The organism is Kitasatospora sp. NPDC005751, assembly GCF_040630835.1.
Classification (GTDB): domain Bacteria; phylum Actinomycetota; class Actinomycetes; order Streptomycetales; family Streptomycetaceae; genus Kitasatospora.
The window spans coordinates 133,919-145,742 of the sequence record NZ_JBEXYC010000015.1 but is presented as its reverse complement, the minus strand read 5'-3'; the positions used below and the strand labels follow the sequence as shown (position 1 = coordinate 145,742).

General features: G+C 70.7%; 11 protein-coding genes. 4 read left to right on the top strand and 7 right to left on the bottom strand.

What is annotated here, in order from left to right; genetic code table 11:
- Nucleotides 1-32: 32 nt before the first annotated feature.
- Entirely contained in the window at nucleotides 33-368 is a 336-nt protein-coding gene (locus ABZ497_RS17300; protein ID WP_359805965.1) for a hypothetical protein, read from the bottom strand.
- Nucleotides 369-563: 195 nt separating this feature from the next.
- On the bottom strand, nucleotides 564-3,254 hold the full coding sequence (gene dnaB / locus ABZ497_RS17295; protein WP_359805979.1) for a replicative DNA helicase: 2,691 nt from the start codon (nucleotides 3,252-3,254) through the stop codon (nucleotides 564-566).
- Nucleotides 3,255-3,835: 581 nt separating this feature from the next.
- Here dnaB and ABZ497_RS17290 point away from each other — a divergent pair.
- Nucleotides 3,836-5,164 carry an MATE family efflux transporter gene (locus ABZ497_RS17290; RefSeq protein ID WP_359805962.1) on the top strand — a complete coding sequence of 443 codons (1,329 nt, stop codon included), beginning with the start codon at nucleotides 3,836-3,838 and terminating at the stop codon, nucleotides 5,162-5,164.
- A 142-nt stretch (nucleotides 5,165-5,306) separates the two neighbouring features.
- Here ABZ497_RS17290 and rplI read toward each other — a convergent pair whose 3' ends face one another.
- The 4 genes from rplI to rpsF form a co-directional block, all read right to left on the bottom strand.
- Nucleotides 5,307-5,753 carry a 50S ribosomal protein L9 gene (gene rplI, locus ABZ497_RS17285; protein WP_329488772.1) on the bottom strand — a complete coding sequence of 149 codons (447 nt, stop codon included), beginning with the start codon at nucleotides 5,751-5,753 and terminating at the stop codon, nucleotides 5,307-5,309.
- Between the two features lie 17 nt (nucleotides 5,754-5,770).
- Nucleotides 5,771-6,007 carry a 30S ribosomal protein S18 gene (gene rpsR, locus ABZ497_RS17280; protein ID WP_030304537.1) on the bottom strand — a complete coding sequence of 79 codons (237 nt, stop codon included), beginning with the start codon at nucleotides 6,005-6,007 and terminating at the stop codon, nucleotides 5,771-5,773.
- Nucleotides 6,008-6,085: 78 nt separating this feature from the next.
- Nucleotides 6,086-6,697 (bottom strand): single-stranded DNA-binding protein, encoded by a 612-nt coding sequence (locus ABZ497_RS17275; protein ID WP_329488773.1) that lies wholly within the window; start codon nucleotides 6,695-6,697, stop codon nucleotides 6,086-6,088.
- A gap of 96 nt (nucleotides 6,698-6,793) precedes the next feature.
- On the bottom strand, nucleotides 6,794-7,084 hold the full coding sequence (gene rpsF, locus ABZ497_RS17270) for a 30S ribosomal protein S6 (RefSeq protein WP_329488774.1): 291 nt from the start codon (nucleotides 7,082-7,084) through the stop codon (nucleotides 6,794-6,796).
- A gap of 302 nt (nucleotides 7,085-7,386) precedes the next feature.
- Here rpsF and ABZ497_RS17265 point away from each other — a divergent pair, with 302 nt between their 5' ends.
- The 3 genes from ABZ497_RS17265 (at nucleotide 7,387) to ABZ497_RS17255 (ending at nucleotide 10,122) form a co-directional block, all read left to right on the top strand.
- Nucleotides 7,387-7,686, top strand: a complete 300-nt coding sequence (locus ABZ497_RS17265; RefSeq protein WP_352288535.1) for a hypothetical protein — start codon at nucleotides 7,387-7,389, stop codon at nucleotides 7,684-7,686.
- 239 nt (nucleotides 7,687-7,925) lie between these two features.
- Nucleotides 7,926-9,044 (top strand): peptidoglycan bridge formation glycyltransferase FemA/FemB family protein, encoded by a 1,119-nt coding sequence (locus ABZ497_RS17260; RefSeq protein ID WP_329488776.1) that lies wholly within the window; start codon nucleotides 7,926-7,928, stop codon nucleotides 9,042-9,044.
- Between the two features lie 43 nt (nucleotides 9,045-9,087).
- Entirely contained in the window at nucleotides 9,088-10,122 is a 1,035-nt protein-coding gene (locus tag ABZ497_RS17255) for an alanine racemase (RefSeq protein WP_329488777.1), read from the top strand.
- 47 nt (nucleotides 10,123-10,169) lie between these two features.
- Here ABZ497_RS17255 and ABZ497_RS17250 read toward each other — a convergent pair whose 3' ends face one another.
- Nucleotides 10,170-11,774, bottom strand: a complete 1,605-nt coding sequence (locus ABZ497_RS17250; protein WP_359805957.1) for a glycosyltransferase 87 family protein — start codon at nucleotides 11,772-11,774, stop codon at nucleotides 10,170-10,172.
- Between the last annotated feature and the right edge of the window lie 50 nt (nucleotides 11,775-11,824).

Below are 11,824 nucleotides of genomic sequence, written 5' to 3'. Positions count from 1 at the left end.
GCTCGACCAACTCCCACTCGGCATCGGACAGCTCATGGCGACGTATCACCACACCATGATCCACTATCCAAGATCACTTTGACGACATGTCCTAGCACCGTCTGCAGCAGAAAGGGCTGGGCCACGATGGCGCGTACGGACGGATCAAAATCGGCGAAGAGCAGACGCGACAACTCAAGCCGTGACTCGTAGATCACGTGATCGCCCATCGTCGCCGACCAGTAGGTGCCCGAGTAGTGCTTCTGGTTCCTGTACCAGCGGAACGTCCGCCACGGATGAGCCGTCTGCAGCGACGCCGGTGCGACGGACGCCCAGGAACACTCCTCAATCCCGCTACCGCGCCCACGAAAGCTGACAGTCGCTTCCATCCCCACTCCCGAGTTGGAGTTGCCCCTCGGCAGCACGATGCTCCCGCCCAACACGCTGACGGGAGCACACCGGCAACACTCACTCGAACGAGGTACGGCAGCGACCTGCGAATCTCAGCCTGGTGTCGGATCCGACTTCGATCCGACACCGACCATGAGATTCCGACACGAAATTTGAGACCCTACACGGCGCGGTCAGTCCCGCGTCATGTCGACGAAGCGCGAGTAGTGGCCCTGGAAGGCCACCGTGATGGTGGCGGTCGGACCGTTACGGTGCTTGGCGACGATCAGGTCGGCCTCGCCGGCGCGCGGGGACTCCTTCTCGTAGGCGTCCTCGCGGTGGAGCAGGATGACCATGTCGGCGTCCTGCTCGATCGAGCCGGACTCACGCAGGTCCGAGACCATCGGCCGCTTGTCGGTGCGCTGTTCGGGACCACGGTTCAGCTGGGAGAGCGCGATCACCGGCACCTCCAGCTCCTTGGCCAGCAGCTTGAGGTTTCGCGACATGTCCGAGACCTCCTGCTGGCGGTTCTCGGCCCGGCGGGAGCCGCCGGACTGCATCAGCTGGAGGTAGTCGATGACGACCAGCTTGATGTCGTTGCGCTGCTTGAGCCGGCGGCACTTGGCGCGGATCTCCATCATCGACAGGTTCGGCGAGTCGTCGATGAACAGCGGCGCCTCACTGACGTCCGGCATCCGCCGGGCGACCCGCGTCCAGTCGTCGTCCGTCATGTTCCCCGAGCGCATGTGGTGCAGCGCCACCCGGGCCTCCGCCGAGAGCAGACGCATGGCGATCTCGTTGCGCCCCATTTCGAGCGAGAAGATCACGCTCGGCAACTTGTGCTGGATCGAGCAGGCCCGCGCGAAGTCCAGCGCCAGGGTGGAGTTGTGCGTCGGCACCATGGCCCGGGTCGCCAGGTACAGGTGGTCCGGGTTGTCGACCTCGACGCACCGGACGGGGACGCTGTCCGTCTCGCGCACCTCGACGATGAAGCGCTGCCTCAGCCGCGCCGTACCGGGGCGCCTGCGGTCGGAGTGCGTGATCCGCTTCCGCTCCAGCCCGAAGACCTCGTCCTCCGGCGTGAAGGTGACGATGTAGGCCGTGGACGAGTCCTCGGAGCGCCCCTTGACCCGCTTGGTGGCCACCCCGCAGCGGTAGCCGAGGCCGACCACGAGTTCCCGGAAGCTCTCGGCCAGTACCCGGTTGGTGACGGCGAACTGCACCGAGCCCGTTCGGTTGACCGTTCCGTCCGTGTCGAGGAGCCCGGCCAGCAGCGCCCGGCGCTGGGCGATGGAACCACGCAGGTACTCCGCGGGGATGTGCTTGTCGCCCAGGACCCCGAGGCCCCGTAGCGCCACGAGCAGGCTGCCGTGGCTCCGGGTGCAGCCCGAGCACCGCGGTTCGGCGGCGCCCGAGACGCACGCCCGGCCACAGTCCACGCAGGTGGGTGCCGGAACGGGCGCCGAGACCAGCCGCGCCCGCCCGCCGCACGACCTTCCGCAGGTCCGCACCTGGGCGAGCTTGGGCATGAAGGCGGCGCCGCAGACGACGCAGACCCGCTCGGCGGCCACCGGCCGCGCCACCGCGAACCTCAGCGCGTAGGTCAGCGACGTGCCGCCCACCTGCCGTGCCTCGAAGCCCTCCTCCTCGATGCGGCGGATGATCTCCGGGTCGGCCGAGGTGATCCTCGCGGCGTCGCTGTGGCCGTCACCCAGCCAGGCCCCCAGCGTGTACGGCGGTACGGGCAGGTCACGCTCCGGAAGGTCCAGTGCCGCGGTGTTGCGGACGGAGTGGTTGGCACGGCGGTCCGCCGTAAGGCAGCGAACCGTCGCGGCGATCTCCTTGGTCGTCCTGACCTCCGCCCGCGCGGCCCGTGCCGACCTGCGGGAGGCCCGGGTCTCGGTCAGCCACTGGTGGTCGGCGTCGGCGATCACGGAGGTACCGTCGTCGAACACCACCTCGAAGCACGGGCGGCCCGTCATGACCTCGGTGGCGGCGACCACCCGCGTCGGCAGCCCCGCGGCATCGAGGAGGAGGTCACCCGTCCGGACCTCTCCCATGGTGGTCCAGCCGTCCGGGGTCGGCAGCGGCGTGTCCAGCGCCAGGGCCTTACCCATGGCCGGACGGGCCGCGATGACGATCATCTGGCCGGGGTGCAGGCCGTTGGTGAGCTGGTCGAAGTCGGCGAAGCCGGTCGGGACGCCGGACATCTGGCCGTTGCGGGAGCCGATCGCCTCGATCTCGTCGAGGGCGCCCTCCATGATGTCGGAGAGCGGCGCGTAGTCCTCGTTGGTCCGCTGCTCGGTGACGGCGTAGATCTCCGCCTGGGCCGCGTTGACGATCTCGTCGACGTCGCCCTCGGCGGCGTAGCCCATGCCCGCGATCCGGGTGCCGGCCTCGACCAGCCGGCGCAGCACCGCCCGCTCGTGGACGATCTCGGCGTAGTACTCGGCGTTGGCGGCGGTCGGGACGGAGTTGACCAGGGTGTGCAGGTAGCCGGGGCCGCCGACCCGGACGAGCTCGCCGCGCTTGGTCAGCTCGCCGGCCACGGTGATCGGGTCGGCCGGCTCCCCGCGGGCGTAGAGGTCGAGGATGGCGCCGTGGATCAGCTCGTGCGCGGGCCGGTAGTAGTCGGCCGGCTTCAGCACCTCGACCACGTCGGCGATGGCGTCCTTGGACAGCAGCATGCCGCCGAGGACGGACTGCTCGGCGGCGAGGTCCTGCGGGGGCACCCGCTCGAAGCCGTCGGCCGCGGAGCGCTCGTCCTCGTCGTCCTGGCGCCGCTTGCCGCCGTCGCGCTGGAAGCCGCCCGAGCCCTTGCCGCCCTTCTGGAAGCCGCCGGAACCGGAGCCGGAGCCCGAACCGCGCCCGCGCGCGACCGGCAGCCGGTCGCCGGGACCGTCCGGGAAGGGAGCGTCGGCGAAGGCACCGACCGGGAACGGGTCGTCCGCGGTCTGCCAGTCCTCCTCCGGCGGCGGGGCGTCGTGGTCGTCGTACTGGGGGCCGGTCACGCGTGTTCCCCGATCAGCGAGTGGTGCGAGTTGGAGCGGGCCTTGCCGGTGGCTGGGTGGAGCGGAGCCGCGCCCCTCTTTCTACCTCCACCGCACCGACAAATCGGACGCCGGGGCGGGTGGGAGTGTCGGGCGGAGAGCCCACGCTAAGGCGCCGGAAGCCCTTCAGCCAAGGCGGTTATCCACAGGGGGTGTGGACGAGCGGCCGGAGGCTGTGGAGAAGTACCGCAAACCTGTGGACGCCCCTGTGGAAAGCCCTGTGGATAACCGGACCATCGATCCGCTGTCAACCTGATGACCTGGGATTACCTCGTTCGAGGGCTGTGCATGAGAAATTCTTCACACGCAGCCGAGTGGCCGTGGACACACAGCACCGCGGACTCGTCGCCCAGGATTTCGAGTAACACTCCAAACCGGCTGGCGGTCATTACCTGTGGATGAGTAGCCTTGACCCCATGACCGCCCCCACCACCGACCGCCGCCGGCACGACAGGGAGATCCTCGCCCTGGCCGTCCCGGCCTTCGGCGCCCTGGTCGCCGAGCCGCTGTTCCTGCTGGCCGACTCGGCCATCGTGGGCCACCTCGGCACCCCCCAGCTGGCCGGTGTGGGTGTCGCCTCGGCCGCGCTCACCACCGCCACCGGGGTCTTCGTCTTCCTCGCCTACGCCACCACCGCCGCGGTCGCCCGCCGGATCGGCGCCGGCGACCGCCGGGCCGCCATCCAGCAGGGCATCGACGGCATCTGGCTCGCCCTCGCGCTGTCGCTCGGCGTGGTCGCCCTGGCCGTGCTGCTGGCGCCCTGGGCGGCCGACCTGCTGGGCGCCTCGGCCACCGCCGCGCCCTACGCCGTGACGTATCTGCGGATCAGCGCGCTCGGCATCCCCGCGATGCTGATGGTGATGGCCGCCACGGGCGTGCTGCGCGGCCTCCAGGACACCCGCACCCCGCTGCTGGTGGCGGTCGCGGGCTTCGCCGCCAACATCGGCCTGAACGTCGGCCTGGTGTACGGCGCCGGGCTGGGGGTGGCCGGCTCCGCCTGGGGCACCGTGCTGGCCCAGACCGGGATGGCCGCCGCCTACCTGGTCGTGGTGGTCCGCGGGGCCCGCCGGGAGCGCGCCTCGCTGCGGCCGGACGCGGCGGGCATCCGGGCCTGCGCCCGGGCCGGCGGACCGCTGATGGTCCGCACGCTGAGCCTGCGCGCCATCCTGATGATCGCCACCGCGGTCGCCGCCGGGCTCGGCGACGACGCGATAGCCGCGCACCAGGTCGCCATGACGGTCTTCCTCTTCATCGCCTTCGCCCTGGACGCCATCGCCATCGCCGGGCAGGCGATCATCGGCCGCCACCTGGGCGCCGCGGACGTCGCCGGGGCGCGGGCGGCCACCCGGCGGATGATCGAGTGGGGCATCGGCTCCGGACTGCTGCTCGGCCTGCTGGTGGTGGCGGCCCGGCCGCTGTACGTCCCGCTGTTCACGCCCGACCCGGCGGTGCAGGCCCAGCTGAACACCGTGCTGCTGCTGCTCGCCCTCTGCCAGCCGGTCTCCGGCCTGGTCTACGTCCTGGACGGGGTGCTGATGGGCGCCGGCGACGGCCCGTACCTGGCCTGGGCCATGCTGGCCACGCTGGCGGTCTTCGCCCCGGTGGCCCTCGCGGTGCCGGCCCTCGGCGCCGGACTGGCCGGGCTCTGGTGGGCGATGAACCTGTTCATGCTGGTCCGCGCGGCGTTCCTGGCCCGGCGAGCCCTGAGCGGCAAGTGGCTGGTCACCGGCGCGGTGCGGGCCTGAGCCAGGGCCCCGGTGCGGGCCTGAGCCCGGGCCCCGGTGCGGGCCTGAGCCCGGGCCCCGGTGCGGCGCCGGGCCCCGGGAACGACCGAGGGCCGGCCACCCCCCGAAGGGGTGACCGGCCCTCGGGCCACAGCTACGGAGCTCAGGCAGCGACGACGGCGACGTCGAGGTTGGCCTGGACGTCGGAGTGCAGCTTGACCGAGACCTTGTGGGTGCCCACGGTCTTGATCGGCGAGGCGATCGCGACGGCGCGCTTGTCCACGGCCGGGCCGCCGGCGGCCTTGATGGCCTCCACGACGTCGGCCTGGGTCACCGAACCGAACAGACGGCCGGCCTCGCCCGAGCGAACGGCCAGCTTGACCTGGACGCCTTCGAGCTTGCCCTTGACCTCGTTGGCGGCCTCAAGGGTCTGGATCTCGTGGATCTTGCGGGCGCGACGGATGGCGTCGACGTCCTTCTGGCCGCCCTTGGTCCAGCGGATGGCGAAGCCACGCGGGACCAGGTAGTTGCGGGCGTAGCCGTCCTTGACCTCGACGACCTCGCCGGCGGAGCCGAGACCCGGCACCTCGTGCGTGAGGATGATCTTCATTACTTGGTCACCCTCTCTTAGCGCGCGGTGCTGGTGTAGGGCAGCAGCGCCATCTCACGGCTGTTCTTCACGGCCGTGGCGACGTCACGCTGGTGCTGGGTGCAGTTGCCGGTCACCCGGCGGGCACGGATCTTGCCGCGGTCGGAGATGAACTTCCGCAGCAGGTTCGTGTCCTTGTAGTCAACGTAGTTGACCTTGTCCTTGCAGAAGACGCAAACCTTCTTCTTCGGCTTGCGAGCAGGCGGCTTCGCCATTGTGTGCTCCATTTGGGGTTCACGGCCCGGCAGGCGTCTCACGACGCCGGCGCCGGGCCGCACGAAATCTGTCAGCTCTTAGAACGGGGGCTCTTCCGAGAAGCCGCCACCGGACGGAGCGCCCCAGCTGCCGCCACTCTGGTTGCTGTTGCCACCAGAGGGAGCGCTGGACGCCCACGGGTCGTCGGACGGGCCGGACTGGCCACCGGAGTTTCCACCCCAGTTGCCGCCCTGCTGGCCGCCACCGCCGCCCCAGTTACCGCCGCCCTGGCCGCCGCCGCCCTGCTGGCCGCCGCCGAAGCCGCCGCCGCCGGGAGCGCCGGACCGGTTGGCCCGGGTGACCTTCGCGGTCGCCGAACGCAGGCTCGGGCCCACCTCGTCGACCTCGACCTCGAAGACCGTCCGCTTCTCGCCTTCCTTGGTCTCGTAAGACCGCTGGCGCAGTCGGCCCTGCACGATGACGCGCATGCCGCGCTGCAGCGACTCGGCGACGTTCTCCGCCGGCTGCCGCCAGACGTTGCACGTGAGGAAGAGGCTCTCGCCGTCCTTCCACTCGTTCGTCTGACGGTCGAAGGTGCGGGGAGTGGACGCGATGCGGAACTTCGCGACCGCCGCACCCGACGGGGTGAAGCGCAGCTCGGGGTCGTCGACGAGATTGCCGACGAGGGTGATGACGGTCTCGCCTGCCATGGTGGTGATGACCTCTCCGGAAGAGTTCCGTTCACCGCTGTTTCACGTGAAACAGCGGACGCGAGCTACCCGAGGCCCGAGGGCCTCAGAGGTGGCTCAGTGGGTGTCCGGGCGCAGGACCTTGGTCCGCAGAACCGACTCGCTCAGGCCAAGCTGGCGGTCGAGCTCCTTGACGACCTCAGGCGTGGCCTTGAGGTCGATGACCGAGTAGATGCCCTCGGACTGCTTGTTGATCTCGTAAGCCAGACGGCGACGACCCCAGGTGTCGACCTTCTCCACCTTGCCGCCGCCGTTGCGGACGACAGTGAGGAAGTTCTCGATCAGGGGGGAGACAGCGCGCTCCTCGACCGAGGGGTCGAGGATGACCATCAGCTCGTAGTGACGCATGTGTAACCCACCTCCTTTGGACTCAGCGGCCACGGTCTCTCCGTGGCAGGAGGGTTGTGCAGCGTCGGCACCGGAGTCAGTGACGACACCGGCCCACCGTAGTGGTCCGGTCCGACACTCGACCCCCGTCCACCCGGAAGAGGGCGCAAGGGGGCACAACTACACCAGTGCAGACGGCACAGCCTACCCGCACCCGGACGGCCGAACAAAATGCATAGGGGTTGTGATCCGCGCCCCAACCACCGCAATCTGGACGGAACGGGTTTCCTGCTCGTTCGTCTCTCCGCCAGGAGGTGGGACACATGGCCCAGACCTTCCACCGGTTCCCCGCCCTCACCCTGAACACCGACGGCAACCGGCACCCCCGCGAGAACACCCTGGTCGGCATCACCCTGCTGTTGGGCGTGCTGGCCTTCACGACGTCGTTCTTCCACAACCTCCATCTGCTGAGCTCGTGGACCGGACTCCTCGGCATCGTCACCGGCCTCTGGGGGCAGTTCGTCTCCGTCACCACGGCCGAGCGCTTCGTCCTGGTCATCAGCCTCACCGCCTCGGCCTTCGGCTTCTACCTGGGCGTGGCCCACGGCGGCCTCTGGGGCTAGCCCCGCGAACCGCACCGATCGTCCCGACCTGCCCCGACCGGCCCAGACCGGCCCAGACCACCCCGACCCCTCCGGCGCCGCCGGAACTCTCGGCGCCCCCGTCACGTACCTCATCAGTGAGACAGGTAGGTGACGGGGGCGCCGCCACGCCCGCAGCCGTGGGCGCCGGTGCCCCGGACGATAGGGTCAGCCCGAGAACCTGGGGCCGCCCGCAGCCCGACCGACGAGGAGCACCGAGCATGAGCCTGCGCCTGAGGACGATCACCCGCGAGGAGCACCTCGCCTTCATCAGGAGCCGCGCCTCTGCCAGCCACATGCAGGTGCCGTCCTGGGGCGACGTGAAGGCGGAGTGGCGTTCGGAGTCCATCGGCTGGATCGACGAGTCCAACCAGATCGTCGGCGCCGGGCTGGTGCTCTACCGCCAGCTGCCGAAGGTCAAGCGCTACCTGGCGTACCTGCCCGAGGGCCCGGTGATCGACTGGTTCGACCGCGACATCGAGCGCTGGCTCTCCCCGATGCTGGCGCACCTCAAGTCGCAGGGCGCCTTCTCGGTGAAGATGGGCCCGCCGGTGGTGATCCGCCGGTGGAACGCGCCGACCATCAAGGAGGCCATCGCCGCCAAGCAGGCCAAGCGCCTGCGCGACATCGAGGCCGACTGGTACGAGCCGCGCGCCTTCGAGGTGGCCGACCGGCTCCGCAAGGCCGGCTGGCTGCAGGGCGAGGACGGCGGCGCCGGCTTCGGCGACGTCCAGCCGCGCTACGTCTTCCAGGTGCCGCTGGCCAACCGCTCGCTGGACGACATCCAGAAGGGCTTCAACCAGCTCTGGCGCCGGAACATCAAGAAGGCCGAGAAGAGCGGCGTCGAGGTGGTCCAGGGCGGCTACGACGAGCTGCCGATCTTCCACCAGCTGTACCTGGTGACCGCCGAGCGCGACCGCTTCACCCCACGCCCGCTGGCCTACTTCCAGCGCATGTGGAAGGCCCTCACCTCCGAGGACCCGAACCGCATGCGGCTCTACATCGCCTACCACGAGGGCGAGCCGCTGGCCGCGACCACGATGCTCGTGGTCGGTGAGCACGTCTGGTACTCCTACGGTGCCTCGGCCAACCACAAGCGCGAGGTCAAGCCGTCCAACGCGATCCAGTGGCGGATGATGCGCGACTCGTACGCGCTCGGCGGCGGGGTGTACGACCTGCGCGGCATCAGCGACACGCTGGACGAGAACGACCACCTGTTCGGCCTGATCCAGTTCAAGGTCGGCACCGGCGGCCAGGCCGCCGAGTACCTCGGCGAGTGGGACTTCCCGCTCAACAAGCTGCTGCACAAGGCGCTCGACCTCTACATGTCGCGCCGCTGAGCCGCTTGCCCGCCGTGCCCAACACCCCCTGGGAGATGACCCGATGACGCTGTCGCTCTACCTCGACACCGAACGCTGGCGCACCCACCAGCGCTCCGTCCTGGCCGAGTTCCCCGGCCTGGTGCCGGTGGCGAAGGGCAACGGCTACGGCCTGGGCAACCACCGGCTCGCCGAGGAGGCGACCCTGCTCGGCACCGGCGTGATGGCCGTCGGCACCGCCTACGAGGCGGCCGACGCGGCCGACTGGTACGGCGGCGAGCTGCTGGTGCTCACCCCGTACCGGGTCGGCGAGGAGGTGCTGCCGCTGCCGCACGCCCGGGTGATCCGGACGGTGGCGAGCCTGGACGGGCTGCGCGCGCTGCACGGCGCCCGGGTGGTGGTGGAGTGCATGACCACCATGCGCCGGCACGGGGTGAGCGCGGCCGACCTGCCGGCGGTCGCCGCCGAGCTGGACGGCGTCTCCTTCGAGGGCCTGGCGCTGCACCTGCCGATGGACCGGCCGGACGGCTCCGACCCGGTGGACGAGGTCGCCCACTGGGTGGACACCGCCCGGGCGGCCGGCATCCCCGTGCACACCGTGTTCGTCAGCCACCTCGGCGCGGCCGGCATGGAGAAGCTGGCCCAGCGCTACCCCGGCACCGTCTTCCGCGCCCGGATCGGCACCCGGCTCTGGCTGGGCGACCACGGTGCGCTGGAGGTCCGGGCCACGGTGCTGGACGTCACCCCGGTCGCGAAGGGCGACCGCTACGGCTACCGCCAGCACCCGGCGCCCACCGACGGCCACCTGCTGGTGGTCGCCGGCGGCACCGCGCACGGCATCGGCCTGGAGGCGCCCAAGTACGTCCAGGGCATGTCCTCGCGGGCCAAGGGCATCGCCCGGGCCGGTCTGGCGACGGTCAACAAGACCAAGTCGCCGTTCAACTGGGCCGGCAAGCAGCTCTGGTTCGCCGAGCCGCCGCACATGCAGGTCTCGCTGCTCCTGCTGGACAACGAGACCAAGCCGCCGGTGGTCGGCGACGAACTCGTCCTTCAGGTCCGGCACACCACCACGCACTTCGACCGTGTGGTGGACCGCTAGAGCACGCGGCCGGGAGCCCGTCCGGGCGGACGGGCTCCCGGCCCGCCCTACGGCTTGGCGCTGCCGGCGGTCTCCGGCGCGTGCGGCTCGTCGTCGAGCCACAGCTCGGGGCCGGCCGGCGCGTAGCCGGCGTAGCTCGCCGCCTCCCGCAGCTGTCGGGCGGTGCCGACCACGAAGACGTCCGGGGCGTGGTCGAGCACCCCGCCGGACGGGTCGTCGGTGCCGTCCCAGCGCACCGGGTCGCGGTCGGGCAGCAGGATGTCGCGGATGACCATGCCGCACAGGTACAGCGTGCCGAGCAGGTGCAGCACGATGGCGAAGTGGTACCAGGACTCGCCGATCCCGTGCTGCTTGGGCCCGGTGACGAAGCCCAGGTGGGACCAGATGCCCAGGGTGTAGAGCACCTCGCAGGCCTGCCAGATCAGGAAGTCCCGCCAGCGCGGCCGGGCCAGCACCGCCAGCGGCAGCAGCCAGAGCGCGTACTGCGGCGAGTAGACCTTGTTGACCAGGATGAACGCGGCCACCACCAGGAAGGCCAGCTGGGCGAAGCGCGGGCGGCGGGGCGCCGAGAGGGCCAGCCAGGCGATCCCCAGGCAGGCGAGCACCATCAGGATGCCGATGAAGAGGTCGAGGTTGGCCAGGCCGACGCCGCGGCTCTGCATCAGGATCAGCCAGAACGAGCCGTAGTCCTCGGTGCGGTGCTCGCTGAAGACGTAGAAGGTCGACCAGCCCCGCCAGTTGGCGAGCATGATCGGCAGGTTGACCAGCAGCCAGGCACCGACCGCGCCGCCGAGCATCGCCCGGAACTCGCGCCAGCGCCCGGCCCGCCAGCAGAGCAGCAGCAGCGGACCGATCAGCAGCAGCGGGTAGAGCTTGGCGGCGGTGGCCAGGCCGATGAAGACACCGGCCCAGACCGGCCGCGAACCGGACCACCAGGCCATCGCGACGGCGGCCAGCGCGACCGCCAGCAGGTCCCAGTTGACGGTGGCGTTCAGCAGCAGGCAGGGCGCCAGCGCGAACATCAGCGCGTCCCACGGACGGCGCCGGTGGGTGCGGGAGAGCGCGACCACGGCGACCACCGCGCAGGCCATCAGCAGGCCCGCGTTGATCGCCCAGAACCACTGCTCCTGCTGCTGGCTCGAGCCGCCGCCGGGCGTCAGCCAGGCCGCGATCTGCATGAAGAACCCGGTCAGCACCGGGTACTCCAGGTACTGCAGATCGCCCGAGGTGCCCGGGATCCGGTCCACGTAGGGGTGCAGGCCGGCCGCGAAGCCGCGCCCGGAGAACAGGTGCGGGATGTCGCTGTAACAGGCGTGGATGTACTGCGGCGACCCCGGCTGGAACCAGGCGGCGTCGTAGCAGGGCAGCTTCTGCGCCATGCCCAGCACCGAGACCACGATCACCACCAGCGCCAGGAAGCGCGCCGGGATCCACCAGGAGACGCCCAGCAGCGCGCGGCGGCCGGGCGGGCCGCCGAACACCTCGCTGCCGGCCGCGGCCACCGGGTCCTCGTCCGCCGGGACGACCACGGTGTTGGCGGGCGGGGCGACCGTGGCGGGCGGCGCGACCTTCGCGGGCACCGCCGGAGCCGGCCCGGAATCCTCGATGGGCCCGATGTGGCCGACGGGTTCGTCACGATCGCTCGACGTCATGCCGGACATCCTGCCGCACCTCCCCCGGCTGGACGAGGAGGCCCCCTGAG

Coding starts and splice junctions, on each gene's coding strand:
- ABZ497_RS17300 (WP_359805965.1), bottom strand. CDS start 368: ATGGAAGCGACTGTCAGCTTTCGTGGGCGCGGTAGCGGGATTGAGGAG.
- ABZ497_RS17290 (WP_359805962.1), top strand. CDS start 3,836: ATGACCGCCCCCACCACCGACCGCCGCCGGCACGACAGGGAGATCCTC.
- rplI (WP_329488772.1), bottom strand. CDS start 5,753: ATGAAGATCATCCTCACGCACGAGGTGCCGGGTCTCGGCTCCGCCGGC.
- rpsR (WP_030304537.1), bottom strand. CDS start 6,007: ATGGCGAAGCCGCCTGCTCGCAAGCCGAAGAAGAAGGTTTGCGTCTTC.
- ABZ497_RS17275 (WP_329488773.1), bottom strand. CDS start 6,697: ATGGCAGGCGAGACCGTCATCACCCTCGTCGGCAATCTCGTCGACGAC.
- rpsF (WP_329488774.1), bottom strand. CDS start 7,084: ATGCGTCACTACGAGCTGATGGTCATCCTCGACCCCTCGGTCGAGGAG.
- ABZ497_RS17265 (WP_352288535.1), top strand. CDS start 7,387: ATGGCCCAGACCTTCCACCGGTTCCCCGCCCTCACCCTGAACACCGAC.
- ABZ497_RS17260 (WP_329488776.1), top strand. CDS start 7,926: ATGAGCCTGCGCCTGAGGACGATCACCCGCGAGGAGCACCTCGCCTTC.
- ABZ497_RS17255 (WP_329488777.1), top strand. CDS start 9,088: ATGACGCTGTCGCTCTACCTCGACACCGAACGCTGGCGCACCCACCAG.
- ABZ497_RS17250 (WP_359805957.1), bottom strand. CDS start 11,774: ATGACGTCGAGCGATCGTGACGAACCCGTCGGCCACATCGGGCCCATC.